We start from the raw sequence: 14696 nt of genomic DNA, 5'->3' as shown, positions 1-14696 counted from the left end.
GTGACGATTCGGAAGAGTTGTCAACGCCGGGGTATCGCACAGGTGAACGCCTGTGGGCAGGACGACGAACCGGCCTCGCCACGGCGCAAGCATCCCCGACTATCGGACTAACGTGCTGTGGGCCAGCCCAGTCCCATGGAGGGGAACCCTGTGATCGACACGCCCGAGGAGGCCCGCGGGACGTCAACCGGCACCGTGGTCCGCACGGTGCTGCCTCCTGTCGAGACGTCTCCCGCGCCCAAGCCCGCGGCCCGCCGGGAGAACCGGCTGCGCGCCCTGGACGGGCTGCGACTGATCGCGGCCCTGATGGTGGCGTGCTACCACTACGGCGGCCGGGACGGCGAGGTCACGCAGGCCTGGGGCACCTCACCGAAGCACCAGTTCCCCACCCTGCACCAGCTGTTCGCCTACGGCTGCCTCGGTGTGCAGGTCTTCTTCGTGATCAGCGGCTTCGTCATCTGCATGAGCGGCTGGGGGCGGCCCCTGCGGTCCTTCTTCGCCTCCCGCGCCTCCCGGCTGCTGCCGGCGTACTGGGCCGCCATCATCATCGTGACCGCCGTGTTCGCCCTGCCCGCCGTCGCGTACAAGGCGGTCGCGCCGAGCGACGCGCTGCTCAACCTGACGATGCTCCAGCAGCCGCTGGGCGTCGACCGGGTGCTGGGCGTCTGCTGGACCCTGTGGGCGGAGGTCCGCTTCTACGCCCTGTTCGCGCTGTGCATCGTGCTGCCCGGGGCGAACCGGCGGCGCGTGATCCTGTTCTGCGCGGGCTGGACCCTGGCCGCGGCTGTCGCGCAGGGCGTGAACGAGCCGCTCCTGAACATGGTCCTGATGCCCGAGTACGCCCCGTACTTCATCGGCGGTGTCGGCCTCTACCTCGTCCACCGCGACCGCCGGGACGCGTACGCCTGGGGCATCGTCGGGGTGAGCTGGCTGATCGGCCAGCACTACGCCGTCGACCGCCTGTGGCACGCCCCGAACCCGCAGTTCTTCTCCGACCGCTCGGCCCTCGGCATCATCCTCGTCGTCACCTTCGGCTACGTCGCCGTCGCCGCGATCGCGCTGGGCTGGCTGAACCGGGCCAACTGGCGCTGGCTGACGGTCGCGGGCGCGCTGACCTACCCGTTCTACCTCGTGCACGAACACCTGGGCTGGGTCGCCATCGAGGCCTATCACCGCACCCTGCACCTGCCGTCCTACGCCACCTTCCTGGCGACGGTCGCCACGATGCTGCTCCTGGCCTGGCTGCTGAACCGCTTCGTGGAGAACCGGCTCACTCCGAAGCTGCGCTCCGCCCTGGCGAAACCGCGGGTGTAGTGGGGCGGCCGGCGGCGTCGGCCGGCCCGCCGGCTCGGGCTCAGGCGATCCCGTAGAGCGCGTCGATGCCCGCCACGACCAGCTCCAGGCCCTCCTCGAAGTGCCGTTCGTAGTTCTCGAAGATCTCCGCGCCCGCCGCCGCCGACAGGGGGAACTCGGCCATGCGGCGGGCTCGTTCCTGTACGTCGTAGCCCTCGCGCCGCTCGCCCGGCAGGGGCTGGACACCCTGCTCCTCGGTGACGTAGCCGAGTGTGTAGAGGTACGCGGTGGTGGTCGCGCGGACCGCCTGGTCGAGGGTGAAGCCCGCGTCGGTGAAGAGCCTCAGCGTGCGCTCCATCTCGACCGCGTGCACGGTGCCGTTGAAACGTGATCCGCTGAAGACCTTCGCGCCGTCGCGGTAACTCAGCAGGGCCGCGCGCAGTCCGCGGTTGGCGGCGAGCAGCCGTTCCCGCCAGCCGCCCTGCGGGTCCTCCCCCACGTCCGCGACCATCCGGCGGTACATCTCGGTGGCCATCTCGTCGAGCAGTTCCTGCTTGTTCTTGAAGTGCCAGTAGAGCGCGGGCGCCTGGACGTCCAGCTCCTTGGCGATCGCCCGCAGGGTCAGGCCGTCGAGGCCCGTCGTGTTGAGCAGCCGCAGGGCGGTCTCGACGACCTGCTTCTTGTCCAGCTTGGGGGTGCGCTGGGTCCTCGGGGTTCTCTGGGTGGCCACGCTTGACAGTTTAACGCCGTTAAGGGCATGCTCCGACGCATGGAACTTAACAGCGTTAAGGAGATGGTGGACGTGCACACCGACGTGGACACCGTGGACGTACTCGTCATCGGCGCGGGCCCGACCGGCCTCGCCCTCGGCGCGGATCTCGCCCGGCGCGGGGTGGACGCCCTGGTCGTCGAGCGGGCCGGCGCGCTGTTCCCCGGCTCACGCGGCAAGGGGATCCAGCCGCGCACCATGGAGGTCTTCGACGACCTCGGCGTGCTCGACGCGATCCGCGCGGCGGGCGGCGAGTACCCGGTGGGGATGGTCTGGCAGGACGGCCGTCGGGCCGGCGAGCACCAGATGTTCGACCCGGCCGACACGACCGACGACTCGCCGTACTCGACACCGTGGATGGTGCCGCAGTGGCGTACGCAGGAGATCCTCTTCGCGCGCCTGGAGGAACTCGGCGGGCGGGTCGCCTTCGGCCGTGAGGTCGTCGGGGTCGAGGAGACCGACGGCGCCGGCGTGACCGTGGAGTTCGCCTCCGGGGCGCCGGTCCGCGCCCGGTACGTCGTCGCCGCGGACGGGGGCCGCTCCGTCGTGCGGCGCGCGCTCGGGATCGCCATGACCGGGGAGACCGTCGACCCGAACCCCATGCTCGTCGCGGACGTCCGGATCACCGGCCTCGACCGCGACAACTGGCACGTCTTCCCGCCGCGCGCGGACACCGGCGGTTTCCTGGCGATCTGCCCGCTGGCCGGTACCGAGGACTTCCAGGTCGTGGCGCAGTTCCCGGAGGGCACGGACGTCGACCTGTCCCTGGAGGGCATCCGAAGGACGGTCGCCGCGCGTTCCCACCTCGCGCCCGAGGACGTGACCGAGGTGCGCTGGGCCTCGGACTTCCGGCCGCGCGCCGCTCTCGCGGACCGCTTCCGGGCGGGCCGGGTCTTCCTCGCCGGGGACGCTGCCCACGTCCACTCGCCGGCCGGTGGGCAGGGGCTCAACACCAGCGTCCAGGACGCCTACAACCTGGGCTGGAAGCTGGGCGCGGTACTGAGCGGCGCGGCACCGGCCGCCCTCCTCGACACCTACGAGGCGGAACGGCGGCCCGTCGCCGCCGACATGCTCGGCCTGTCGACGCGGGTGCACCGCGGCGAGACCCGACGCGGTGCGGCGACCCGTCAGCTCGGCCTCGGCTACCGCGACTCGTCCCTCGCGGTCGAGACCCGCCCGGAGCTGCCGGACGAGGCGCTGCGCGCCGGTGACCGTGCCCCCGACGCGACGGTCGGCGGAGTCCGCCTCTTCGACGTGTTCCGGGGACCGCACTGGACGCTGCTGACGGTCGGCACGGACGAGGAACCGCCGGGGCTCCCGGGCGTTCGCACGGCACGGGTCGACGCGTACGAGAGGTACGGCACCGGCGTCTTCCTCGTCCGCCCCGACGGCTATGTCGGCTGGGCCGGCGGCACGACGAGGACCCTGCCGGAGTACGCGGCCACGGTGGGCCTGGCCACCGGCTGAGGGCCGGGCTCAGGCGCTGGCGAGCGTGAGCTTGACCGCGAAGCCGAGGAAGAGGGCGCCGGCCGCGGTGGTGGCGCCGGCGGAGAGGCGCTTGCGGCGGCGGAAGGCCGCCGCGAGCCGCGTACCGCTGAAGATCAGCGCGGTCAGGTAGAGGAAGCTCGCGAGTTGGGCGAAGGCGCCGAGGACGACGAAGGAGAGCGCCGGGTAGGCGTATCCGGGGTCGACGAACTGCACGAAGAAGGCGACGAAGAAGAGGATCGCCTTCGGGTTGAACAGGCTGATCACGACCGCTCGCCGGAACGGCCGCTCCCCGGCCACCGGCTCGGTCTGCGCGCTCTGGACGGCGGGCTCCCGACGGGCCCGCCACATCGCCCACGCGGCCCGCAGCATCCCGATCGCCAGCCACGACAGATAGCCGGCGCCCGCGTACTTCACGATCCCGAAGAGCAGCTCGTTCGCCTGCAGCAGCGACGCGACACCGGCCGCCGAGAGCGTCATCAGCACGGTGTCCCCGCACCAGACGCCCGCGGCGGCCTTGTACCCGGTACGGACACCCTTCCGGGCCGCGACCGACAGCACGTACAACGAGTTCGGTCCCGGCAACAGGACAATCAGCACAAGCCCCGCCAGATAGGTGGGGAGATCGATGACACCAAGCATGAAAGTGAGTGTCGCACGCACCTACGACACCTCACCGCCCTGTCTCAGGACTCCGTAGGGGTCACTCCCCATGAACGTGACCGGGGGCGTGCGGAGTCCGCTCCCACTCACCCATACGGAGGAATCGCCCAGGTCGGAACGTCCTCGACCGCATGTGCGTCCGTGGGGGCGGGGGGTTCTCGTGTTCGCTGCCCCCATGCCGCCTGGTTCGTGGCCGGTCGCCCGCGGGGAGCATCTCAGGGGGCACGGGGCGAGAGGGGGGCCTGATGTGCACGACAGGACGGCTGGAACAGAGGTCCGGATGCGTACCACAGGGATGAAGAGACGGCTGGCCGCGCTGGTGGCGTTGGCGGCGCTGAGCGGCTGCACGGCGCAGGGTGTGGACGCGTCGGGCAAGACCGCGGCGCCCGTGCGGATCGACGGTTCGCTCGCCCCCGGGAAGGGCGACGACGACAAGCCGACGACCGGTGCCAAGGGCAGGGCCGGCACCCCGGCCGCCTCGGAGGGGGTCCCCGCCAAGGTCCTCTGGTCGAGCGGCGACCGGGGTGACGACATCCGTTCGGCGCAGGCCCGGCTGCACCAGGTCGCCTGGCTGATCACCGCGCCGACAGGGACGTACGACGACCGTACGGTCGCGGCGGTCAAGGGGTTCCAGAGCAAGCGCGGGCTGCCGAGCACCGGGCAGCTGGACGCCGTCACCTGGCAGCGGCTGAAGAAGATGACGCACGATCCGGCCGACTGGGAGCTGTATCCGTACGGCGGGCAGCCGGCCGCGAAGCCCGATCCGCGCTGCCTGACGGGCCGGGTGCTGTGCGTCAGCAAGACCAGCCGCACCCTGCGCTGGATGGTCGACGGCAGGACCGTCTCGGAGATGGACGTCCGGTTCGGCTCGCAGTACACCCCGACCCGCGAGGGCGTGTTCACCGTCTACTTCAAGTCACGCCACCACGTGTCGACGCTCTACCACACGTCCATGCCGTACGCGATGTTCTTCAGCGGCGGTCAGGCCGTGCACTACTCCTCGGACTTCGCCGCGCGCGGCTACTACGGCGCCTCGCACGGCTGCGTCAACGTCCGTGACGAGAGCAAGGTGTCGGCCCTGTTCGCGCAGGTCCGGACGGGCGACAAGGTCGTCGTCTACTGGTGACGGAGCACTGCGGGGGCGAGACGGGAAAACGTATGGGGCGCGGGCGGGACCGGGGGAACGTGTCCCGCCCGCGCCAGGTGCACGGAGCCGTGGGTACGGGGGGAACCCCGGCTCCGTGCGACGGCCGATGACCAGTCGGCTCACCCACTACTGCGTCACGGCGGCCGAAAACGTCACACCCGGCCGGAGAAGAAGTTCAAGGAAAAACGAAACTGCAGGTCAGCGACGTACGGCCCGGCCGGACGGCTGCCGGACGTCCGGGAGCGGCACCCCGAGTGGCACGCGGTGCGGGCCCCCGCGCCTCACGGAGAGGGGGCGGGCAGCGGCGTCGCCACAGGCCGGGGGGCCGGGGACTTCCCGGGCCTGACCGGCAGCCGCCGCGCCAGACCGGGGTGCCCGGGCTGCACGGGGGCGACGACGCCACCGTTGCCCCGGGGGTCGTTTCCGCGCCCTATGTGGTGTCCGTCGTCGTCGCCCTGGTCGCCGCGATCGTCCCGGCCGCCCTGGTCGGACCCCGGGCCCGAGCCCTGTTTGCCGTCGTCCCCGGTGCTCTTGCCGTCACCGGCGCCGGCCCGGCGGCCGAGCAGCCCCGCGCAGTACAGCTTGATCCGGCGGCCGCTTCCCGCCGCGTGCTCCAGGAGCTGCCGGCGTCCCCCGTCGAGGTCCTTGCCGTCGAGGACGTCACGGCAGTACGTACGCGCCCGGTTCAACCACGCGGGGGTGCGCTCGGTGCTCTCGGTGGCGTCGTCGCCGGGACGGCCCGACGCGTCACCGGTGTCCGGCCGCGCGGTCGTCGGGGAGTCGCCGGACGGCCGGTCCGAGGGGCCGTCGGGAGTCGGCACCACGGAACCGATGCCTCCGGAGACGGTGGGCCCCGGTGAGCCGAGCGGCCGCTCGGGAGTCCGGATCGCCGTGACCGAGGCGGCGGGGTCCGGGTGTTGGCGGGTGAACGGCGTCGGCAGCGCTCCGGTTCCGGCCGCGACGGCGACCCCGCCGACCATCCCGGCGGCCAGCACGGCGGCGAGCCCGATCCGGGTGGGGCGCCCCCATCGCGTACGCCGTCCGTGCCTGGCCGGGCCGCCGATCCGTACGAGACCGGCGTCGGTGGCATGGGATCGGGAGCACGGGAGATCGCGCCGGCCGAGCGGGGCGACGGCGCCCTCGCCGTTCTCGCGCGTCTTGCGGAAAGCGGCCAACGCGGCTGCCTCGCCGGGGAGTTCCTCGCTGCTCGGTGCGGGTTCGGCGATCAGCGCGTCGAGTACCCCGGCGAGCCGCTCCACCTGCTCGCGCGTGCCCGCGTCGACGGCTTCCAGCGGCTCTGCGCGCAGCAGACGCTCCGCGGCGTCGGCGTCCAGCCACCTGTACTGCTCGTCGGCCATCACATGTCCTTCTGCGTCCGCGAACGCGTATGCGTCACACCGGCGGACGTCACCGCGCGGGTGCGCGATCCTCTTTGCTGGGGAACGGCGTCGAGCGCGCCGACGGATTCCGCATCCGCGTCGAGCAGCTCCGCGAGCCGCTTCAGACCGCGGTGCGCCGCCGTGCGGACGGCGCCCGGGCGCTTGCCCAGGGTCTCGGCCGCGGTCTTGGCGTCGAGGCCGACCACGACCCGCAGGACGACGGCCTCCGCCTGGTCCTGGGGGAGCTGGGCGATGAGCGAGAGGGTGCTGTCGGTGGCCAGCGACTCGATGGCCTCGGTCGCGGTGTCGGACTCGGCGGGCCGGCCGGCCAGTTCGGTCTCGTCGCCGGCCGTCGCCGGGCGGCGTCCGCGCATCCGTATGTGGTCGAGGGCCCGGTTGCGGGCTATGCGCGCCGCCCAGCCGCGGAACCGGTCCGCGTCCCCGCTGAACCGCTCCAGGTCACGGGCGATCTGGAGCCAGGCCTCGGACGTGACGTCCTCCGCGTCCGGCTCCCCGACCAGCGTCCGTACGTAGCCGAGCAGCCGTGGGTGCACGGCGCGGTACACAGTCCGGAACGCGGTCTCGTCCCCGTCCTGCGCAGCACGCACCGCGGCGGTCAGCTCCGCGTCGTCCCCCAGCACCCCCGCGCCCCTCTTTGCGCCCCGTCCGGTGCCGCTCTCGCGGACCGGTTTCTCGCCGTCGTGCTTCCTCGATGAATGGTCGCGGTCCCGGGTTCCCCGTGGTTCTGGTCACAGGTCCCACGCGGCCCGCGGTCTCCGGTCCTCGTGGTCACGGTCCCGTTGGTCCTCCGCACCCGGCGCGAATGGAACGTTACGGCCTGAAACAGCTCCCCGTCCATGTTCGTACAACGTGCAACTACCTGGTGACGGAGCGAGGTGTGACACAAAACGCAGTCGCGGCGCTGTACTGAGTACGGGCCGCCGCGCGGCCCGTGCCGCGCGACGGTCGGGGCCTCTCCTGTGGGGGGTGGCGGCCCCGGCCGTTGCCATCGGCACCACACCTCGGCACATGCACCGGCTCCGCCCGGCCCGCCCGTGGCTCAATCCGTACGGTCCCCGGCCTGCCGTGGAACCCCGGCCGCCCCCGTCGCTCCGGCCGCCGTCCCGCTCGTCTCCGTCGTCACCGCCGCCGCTTCCACCCGGGCCGTCCCCGTGTCCGGCACCCCCGCGTCCGACGGGTCCCGTTCGGCGTTTCCCCTGCTCCCGGTCGCGGCCGCACTCCTCCGGCGGCGCCAGTCGTCCCGTCGGCGGGTGGGCGCCGCGTGCGCTCCGCCGTCCCGGGCGGCACGGAAGGCGGCGACGGCGTGCGCCTCCGCCTCGCCGTCGTCCGCGAGAGCGCGCATCGCGGCGGCGAGCAGCGACCCGACGGCGGCCCGTACGCCGAGGGCGACACCACGGCCGCCTCCGCGGACCGCGCCGGTGGCCCGGCGGCCGGGGGATCCGCCGTCGCCGCGCCGTTCACTCCTGCCGGGCCCCACGGGCTCCACAGTTTCCCTGGGTTCCCCAGGCACTCCGTCCGGTCCCATGCCGGTTCCCTCTCAGCCCGCCGCTCCGAGGTTCATCCCGAATCCCCCAGCGTCGGGGGCGCCTCGTCCGTCACACCCTCGGCCGCGAGCAGGCGCGCGAGCCGCTTCAGACCCCGGTGGGCGGAGGTGCGCACCGCGCCCGGGCGTTTGCCGAGCACCCGCGCCGCGGCCGGTCCGTCGAGGCCGACGACGACCCGCAGCAGCACCGCCTCGGCCTGGTCGCGCGGCAGCCCCGCGACCAGTTCCAGCGCGTACTCCGTGGACAGCGTCTCCAACGCCTCGTCATGAGTGCTGTGCCTGCCGGGCAGTTCCAGCACGTCCTGCTCGATGGGCGTGCCCCGGGGCCGCGCCTTCAGCCGCCGCAGATGGTCCAGCGCGCGGTGCCGGGCGATGGTCGCGGTCCAGCCGCGGAACCCGGCGCCGTCACCGCGGAACCGCCCCAGGTCCCGGGCGATCTCCAGCCAGGCCTCGGACGCCACGTCCTCCGCGTCGTCCCCGACGATCCCGCGCAGGTATCCCAGCAGTCCGGGCTGCACCATCCGGTACGCGACGGCGAAGGCGGCCTCGTCCCCCTCCTGCGCCCGCGCGACGGCCACGCCCAGTTCCGCGTCGTACGGCCGCGCGCGGCGGGGTTCCCCTCCCTGGCCCAACACTGTCCTCGTTCACGCCGAGTTCGCCCGAGTGTGCTCTGCCGACGCGGCCGACCGCGCCGACACCCTCATGGTCATCAGCGCCGGTCCCCACGGAAATGTCACAGCACGTCAGCTGCCCCGGGCCCTTCCCTCGGCGGCGCGTACGCCGGGTCGGCGGCTACCGCGTGGCCTCCCGGCACAGCAGGCGCAGGGAGCCGTCGCCCGCGTAGGCGCGGCGGGCCTCGTCGATCGGGTCCCAGAGGCGGCCGTCGGGGGTGCGCAGCCAGTGTTCGCCACCGGTCTCCCACCACTCGGCGCCCGTGCGGCGGGCGACGACCTCGCCGGCGTACGCGCCGAACCCGCGCAGCACGCTCTCGACGGCGGCGTACGGCGCCCCCTCCCGGCGTATCTCCTCGATCATGCGGTCGACCCGCCACAGACTCTGCGCGGAGTAGTCGAGGCGCAGTCGGGCGCCCTCACGCATGGTCGCGACCGAGTCGGCAGCCCAGCGAACGGGCTTCGTCGCAGCTGAAGGCCTGGTTGTCTGAGTAGCGTTCACATTCGGTAGAGCGTGGCGGCGGCCGGATTCGTCACCCGGATCGGCAGGGGTTCGCGACACCGTCCCAGGACCGCCATCTCCACCCCAGGACAGTCACAGGAACCCCCCGGCCGCACAGGTTTGGCGCCCGCCCGCCGGGGCCGTCTCCCACCGACCTGGCGTCGGCGGGCCCGGCCCCGCGCCGAGCCGCGCGGGGCCGGGCCCGCCGAGGTCCGGTCGCGGCCGGGACCGCCGGGCCGGGGGTTTCCCTGTCCGCCGGCGGTCCTGGGCCACCTGCCTTCCGCGTGTCCTACGCGCGTCCCCGCGCCCTGCGCGAGACCACCGCCCGCAGGACGCGCCGGGCCTCGACCGACGTGTCCAGCACGAACCGCAGTCCGCTCGTGCCGTGTTCGGCGAGGAGTTCCAGGACGGCGGTCTGGCGGCGCAGTTCGGCGGCGACGAGCGGGGACAGCCCCTCGGTGCGGCCCTCCTCGCGCACCGTCGGCCAGGACGTGGTGTCGTCCGCGTGGTCGAGACGTCGATGCGCCCGCAGCGCCGTCAGCGAGCAGGCGTCCGCCCAGGCGCGCAGCTCCCCCTCCGAGGGCCGCGCGGGAACGGTGTCGAGCATCAGGCGGGTGAGGACGGCCGCGTGGTCCTCGTCGGTGACGGGCGGCTCGGGCACCCCCGCGTCCAGCTTGACGCGCGCCTGCTCCAGACGTGTGCCCCACTCCGCCCAGGCATCCGCCTCCGCGAGGCACGCCCACAGGGGGCGCAGGACGTCGTCATCACCGCCAAGGAGCGGAACGCACCGATCCAAACAAGCCAGACCGCTCGCTGCCAGACTTCTCTCGTCGGCCTGAGCGATCAGTTCCACCAGACTCATCACGACTCCCTCGAAATGCCTCAACAGGGCGCCCTCGCTTTACGGAGCCCGCACTTCCCCTTACTGCGTGCAACGGTCCAGGAGTGTCACAGTGGCACCACACCGAGCCGGTCGAGGAGCCGGAAGAACAGGTTTTCGGCCATCTCCCCCGACTCCGCCACGGGACTGTCCGGCTCACCTCCAGGGCCCCCCGACTCCGTCACCGGCTCCGCCTCCAGGACGGCGAGCAGCGCGCCGGCGGTCACCGCGTGCCCCGCCTCGGCGGCCCAGGCGACCGCCCGTCCGGCCGCGTCGGCGGGCTCCAGGAAGTAGTCGTCGACGCCGAGTCCGCTGTCGCCGCCGGCGAGATGGCCGGCCATGACGTTCCGGGCCAGGCAGGTGCTCCACGCGTCGCCGGACGGCGCCGCCGCCTCGACCGCGACGCAGGCGCTGTCCATCACGTACCCGAAGAGCGCGGGCGCGCCGGTCTCGCGGGCGAGCACCTTCATGCTCCCGATCCCGGCCCCCGCGCCCGGGTACTCCCAGACCTGCCAGCCGCCGGGCGCCGTCGTCCGGGAGAGCAGGCCGGGCACCCCGGCCAGCGCGGCGGTCCGGGCGAGCGGCTGCTCGCTTCTGCCCACGACGAAATAGCCCCAATACCCCATACCGGTTCCCCCCGGGTGTCTCGGTTCGGCGGCTGGGGCCGAATACACCACAGGGGTGCCGGGGTTGACCAGAGAAAGGGACGAACCGGTGCCCGTCGGACGCCTGTCAGACGGCGTACGCGGCAGGCCCCTGGAGCGCCTTCAGGTGCTGCATGCGCGTCAGCCTCAGCACGACGAGGATCGCCAGTGCGGCGGCCACGATGTCGACGACGTCGCTGAACAGGACCTGGGCGGCGGCGTCGTGGATCTCCCCGGCGGTGCCGGCCTTGCTGTACGAACTGCCGGTCACCCGGTCGGCGAGCAGCACGAGGACCCAGAAGGTCCACCAGACGTTGACGAGGGCGTGGCCGCTCCGGGACCCGGCGGGAACGCTCGCGTCCCAGATGTCCAGCGTCACGCGGCGCGGGAACCAGAAGTTCACCACGGGGAGGAACCATCCCCAGCCGGCCCACGTCCGGGACTTGCTGTGCCCGTGCGGGCTGAACACCTCGGCGTTGACCCGGACCCGCAGGAACCAGATCAGGAAGACGACGACGGACCCCACCATCGCGGCCGACTGGGCGTAGCCCGATGTCGTGACCAGGGTGTCCGCGTCCGCGGCCCGCTCCTGGACGCCGTCGCCGAGGTCGCCGCCGGCGAGGGCCCCGGACACGTCGTACATCGTCCAGTCCGCCCAGACCGCGAAGAGGTCGGCGGCGATCACCAGCGCGAGCATCGCGACGGCCGCTCGGCCGAGGCCCACCGGTGAGCGCAGCCAGGCCGGCCCGTTCGGGGACGGCAGCGGCGGCAGCGGCGGCAGCGTCCGCGCCGCGGGCATCGGCGAGACGGGCCTCGGCGGCACGGAGTGCGACGGCGGCATGGTCATGAGAACCCCCCGGTGCACGGCACAGCGGGGTGCCGACACGACAAGCCGGGCGCGCCCCTCCCCAGGGTCACGCCCGGCACACGAATACGTATCCGGAAGATACGGTTCAGCAGAGCCGGGCGTCCAGCCGTATACGGCCGTCCCGCACGGCGCCGACACCCGCCGGGACCAGCGCTTTCGACGGACATCGGCGGGCCGCGACCCGCTCGGTCCGGCGTAGCGCGCGCCCTCCGGCCGCTCAGCCCGGCCGCTCAGCCCAGCCGCTTCGCGAGCGCCGAGAACTCCGTCCACGACAGCTCGGGCCTGCCCGGGTCCCACAGCTTCTGGACCGTGGCCCGCAGCGGCATGCGGATGCCGGCGGCGATCTGGTCCTGGGTCTGCGAGTTCGCGAGGTCGCACCAGACGGCGAAGGATCCGCCGAGGATCTGGGGGTCGTACGTCGCGGGGACCGCCGCCGTGCCGCGCAGGACGAGCGGCGTCCACTGCTCGTAGATGCGCTGTCCGGTCGGGTAGACGAAGGTCTGCGGCTCGCCGAGGACGTAGTAGAGGAACTCGTCGTTGTAGTTGATGACCTTGCGACCGGCCGACAGGTACTCGACGGGGGGCCGGGCCCCGATCTCCTTGCCGGTCCAGTACGCCACCTGGAGGTCGCCGTCCGCCTTGACGGTGCCGCCGCGGAAGAAGCCGTCGTTCCAGGCGCGCGCCGTCCGGTCGTGCCCCTGCACCACGGCGGCGCGGTCGTTCAGCCAGCCGGTCGCGAGGTCGGCGACGCTCGCGCCCGCGCCGTACTTGTCGCGCGCGGCGGAGGCGAGCTGCGGGAAGGACGCGGCCGGGTTGGACACGGTCAGGGCCTGGTACTCGTCGCCGCCGATGTGCCAGTAGGCGCCGGGGAAGAGGTCCGCGTACTCGTTGAGCAGGTCGTCGACGAGGTCGGCCGCGGCCGGCTTGGAGATGTCGACGGCGCCGCGCGTGGCCGCCCCGGACACGTTGCGCAGCTGGAGGTCGGGGTGTGCGGCGATGACCGCGCCGAGGTGTCCGGGCGAGTCGATCTCGGGGACGACGGTGATGTGCCGGCTCGCGGCGAGGGCGACGATCCGGCGGACCTCGGCCTTGCTCAGATGCTCCTTCGACACGATCTCGGGGTGCGTGTCGGACTGGATGCGGAAGCCCTGGTCGTCGGAGAAGTGCAGGCCGAGCTGGTTGAACTTCAGGTCGCCGAGCTCGCGCACCCGGTCCTCGATCCAGCCCGCCGTGAAGTGCTTGCGGGCGATGTCGAGCATGAACCCGCGCTGCGGCTTCGCGGGCCGGTCGTCGACCACACCCTCCGGGGCGGTGCCGCCGCCGTGCACCTCCTGCTTGAGGGTGCGCGTGCCGTAGAAGACGCCCGCCTCGGCGGGCCCCTTGATCGTGACCCGGTGGTTCCTGACGTCGAGGGTGTACGACTCCGGGCCCGCGGTGCCGTCGTTCAGGCCCAGTTCGACGTCGCCGTCCTTCGGATCGTCCTGGCCGGCGTACGTCAGTCTGAGTTCCCCGGCGAGCAGCTTGCCCTCGTCGGCGAGACCGGCGTCGTCCACGACGACGCGGCCACCGGAGGCGGGTCGCCAGCCGGGACCGCGAGCCGCGGTGTGCTCCCGTACGGCGGGAATGGTGCGCGGCGCCTTCGAGAGGGGGTAGCTCCTGGTCGGCGAGGGGCTGGCGCTGGGCGACACGCCGGCGGTCGCGGCCTTGGAGGCGTCGCCCGCCCCGGCCGGTTCCCCGCTGCCGCCGCCCGGCCAGACGACCACGGCCACCGCGACGACGCCGGCGACCGCGAGACCGCCCGCGGCGATCTGGGCGCGACCCCGCCACCATGCCTGCCGCCGCGGCGCACGCCGCCTGCCTCCACTCACGCCGCCAGCCTCATCCCGTCATCGGGGCCACTCCCCCAAAAGATCCACTCCTCCGACCAGGTGTACTCCTCCATCGGGGTGTCCACCTCCCCACTCCACCGCGAACTCTGCCCCGGCCGCCACCGGTACCGTCCACCGGACGCTCCGAAACTCTCCCGTCCGGGTGAAATTCGGGCATCCGTCGGACAGCTCTTGCCACACCTCGATAGCGTGAGCGGCACAGCTTTCACTTCTCCCCCTGTCGAAACACACGTATCGCGCGCACGTCACGCTCACGGGACGTCGCCCCTCTCCCTCCACCGCCGAGGATCCACGCTGACGTCGCACCGTCTCCCACGCCTCCCCGGCCAGGTCGCCCTGCCCGAACAGAAGAGCGCGCCGCCGTCCCCGGGCCGCCTCGACGGGTTCAACTCCGCGCCGGCCGAAGCGGTCACCCGGGCCCTGCTCACCTGCTGCCGCAGCCTGCGCTGGGCGCACCGGCTGGCCGCCCACCGGCCCTACCCGGATCTCGCCGCGCTGCTCGCCGCGTCCGACGAGGCGGCGTACGACCTGACCCCGGCGGACCTGGCCGAGGCCCTGGCCGGCGAGTCGCTGACGCTGCTCCCGGAGGGCGCGTACTCCGCCGCCCACACCGCGCTGAGCGCCGCGCACGCCGCCTACGAGAGTCGATTCGGGCATGTGTTCGTCATCTGTCTGGACGGCTTCGCCCCGGGCGAGGCGCTCGACCAGGTGCTCGCGGGCATCCGGTCCCGGCTGACGAACGATCCCGAGGAGGAGCGGGTCACCACCGCCGAGGAGCTGCGGCGACTGGCCCGCGGCCGGCTCTCCCGCCTCGCCCTTCAGTTCGCGGCCCCGGACGGTTCCCGGCCGGACCACGCCGACGCCGGGCGCCCGTAATAGCCCGAACGTGGCTGATTGATTGCCAGTTTGATCACATTGATAGGGCCGCTGTAAGCGTTCCGA

General features: G+C 72.9%; 15 protein-coding genes. 4 read left to right on the top strand and 11 right to left on the bottom strand.

The features are described from left to right. Nucleotides 1–207: 207 nt before the first annotated feature. On the top strand, nucleotides 208–1314 hold the full coding sequence (locus tag AB0C62_RS25975; protein ID WP_362977084.1) for an acyltransferase: 1107 nt from the start codon (nucleotides 208–210) through the stop codon (nucleotides 1312–1314). Between the two features lie 40 nt (nucleotides 1315–1354). Here AB0C62_RS25975 and AB0C62_RS25970 read toward each other — a convergent pair whose 3' ends face one another. Continuing rightward, nucleotides 1355–2023: a TetR/AcrR family transcriptional regulator gene (locus AB0C62_RS25970; RefSeq protein WP_362976971.1), complete on the bottom strand. Its 669-nt coding sequence runs from the start codon at nucleotides 2021–2023 to the stop codon at nucleotides 1355–1357. 39 nt (nucleotides 2024–2062) lie between these two features. On the opposite strand from AB0C62_RS25970, the gene AB0C62_RS25965 reads away from it, so the two are divergent. Continuing rightward, nucleotides 2063–3529, top strand: a complete 1467-nt coding sequence (locus tag AB0C62_RS25965) for an FAD-dependent oxidoreductase (protein ID WP_362976969.1) — start codon at nucleotides 2063–2065, stop codon at nucleotides 3527–3529. Nucleotides 3530–3538: 9 nt separating this feature from the next. On the opposite strand, the gene leuE is transcribed toward AB0C62_RS25965, so the two are convergent. Further along, nucleotides 3539–4189: a leucine efflux protein LeuE gene (leuE, locus tag AB0C62_RS25960; protein ID WP_362976967.1), complete on the bottom strand. Its 651-nt coding sequence runs from the start codon at nucleotides 4187–4189 to the stop codon at nucleotides 3539–3541. A 301-nt stretch (nucleotides 4190–4490) separates the two neighbouring features. Between leuE and AB0C62_RS25955 the strand changes: the two genes are divergently transcribed. After that, complete coding sequence (locus AB0C62_RS25955) at nucleotides 4491–5336, top strand: L,D-transpeptidase family protein (protein ID WP_362976965.1); 846 nt, start codon at nucleotides 4491–4493, stop codon at nucleotides 5334–5336. A 302-nt stretch (nucleotides 5337–5638) separates the two neighbouring features. Here AB0C62_RS25955 and AB0C62_RS25950 read toward each other — a convergent pair whose 3' ends face one another. The 9 genes from AB0C62_RS25950 to AB0C62_RS25910 form a co-directional block, all read right to left on the bottom strand. Continuing rightward, nucleotides 5639–6715 carry a hypothetical protein gene (locus AB0C62_RS25950; protein ID WP_362976963.1) on the bottom strand — a complete coding sequence of 359 codons (1077 nt, stop codon included), beginning with the start codon at nucleotides 6713–6715 and terminating at the stop codon, nucleotides 5639–5641. Further along, on the bottom strand, nucleotides 6715–7377 hold the full coding sequence (locus AB0C62_RS25945; RefSeq protein ID WP_362976961.1) for an RNA polymerase sigma factor: 663 nt from the start codon (nucleotides 7375–7377) through the stop codon (nucleotides 6715–6717). The genes AB0C62_RS25950 and AB0C62_RS25945 overlap by 1 nt, the downstream gene beginning before the upstream one ends. 419 nt (nucleotides 7378–7796) lie before the next feature. After that, nucleotides 7797–8234 (bottom strand): hypothetical protein, encoded by a 438-nt coding sequence (locus AB0C62_RS25940; protein ID WP_362976959.1) that lies wholly within the window; start codon nucleotides 8232–8234, stop codon nucleotides 7797–7799. A gap of 80 nt (nucleotides 8235–8314) precedes the next feature. Next, nucleotides 8315–8932 carry an RNA polymerase sigma factor gene (locus AB0C62_RS25935; protein WP_362976957.1) on the bottom strand — a complete coding sequence of 206 codons (618 nt, stop codon included), beginning with the start codon at nucleotides 8930–8932 and terminating at the stop codon, nucleotides 8315–8317. 160 nt (nucleotides 8933–9092) lie between these two features. Beyond that, nucleotides 9093–9473 (bottom strand): hypothetical protein, encoded by a 381-nt coding sequence (locus tag AB0C62_RS25930; protein WP_362976955.1) that lies wholly within the window; start codon nucleotides 9471–9473, stop codon nucleotides 9093–9095. Between the two features lie 289 nt (nucleotides 9474–9762). Further along, a complete protein-coding gene (locus AB0C62_RS25925) occupies nucleotides 9763–10335 on the bottom strand; it encodes a hypothetical protein (RefSeq protein WP_362976953.1) in 573 nt (190 codons plus the stop codon). Nucleotides 10336–10421: 86 nt separating this feature from the next. After that, the gene (locus AB0C62_RS25920) at nucleotides 10422–10979 is read right to left on the bottom strand and encodes a hypothetical protein (protein ID WP_362976951.1); all 558 of its coding nucleotides are present in this window, start codon (nucleotides 10977–10979) and stop codon (nucleotides 10422–10424) included. 106 nt (nucleotides 10980–11085) lie between these two features. Next, entirely contained in the window at nucleotides 11086–11844 is a 759-nt protein-coding gene (locus tag AB0C62_RS25915) for a DUF4328 domain-containing protein (RefSeq protein WP_362976949.1), read from the bottom strand. Between the two features lie 251 nt (nucleotides 11845–12095). After that, nucleotides 12096–13634 carry a glycoside hydrolase family 20 protein gene (locus tag AB0C62_RS25910; RefSeq protein ID WP_362977082.1) on the bottom strand — a complete coding sequence of 513 codons (1539 nt, stop codon included), beginning with the start codon at nucleotides 13632–13634 and terminating at the stop codon, nucleotides 12096–12098. Nucleotides 13635–14090: 456 nt separating this feature from the next. Between AB0C62_RS25910 and AB0C62_RS25905 the strand changes: the two genes are divergently transcribed. Continuing rightward, entirely contained in the window at nucleotides 14091–14630 is a 540-nt protein-coding gene (locus AB0C62_RS25905) for a 2-oxo-4-hydroxy-4-carboxy-5-ureidoimidazoline decarboxylase (RefSeq protein WP_362977080.1), read from the top strand. Nucleotides 14631–14696: the final 66 nt, after the last annotated feature.

This window comes from Streptomyces sp. NPDC048643 (genome assembly GCF_040650615.1).
Taxonomy (GTDB): domain Bacteria; phylum Actinomycetota; class Actinomycetes; order Streptomycetales; family Streptomycetaceae; genus Streptomyces.
The sequence above is the reverse complement of the archived record's forward strand: the minus strand, read 5'-3'. Positions and strand labels throughout refer to the sequence as shown.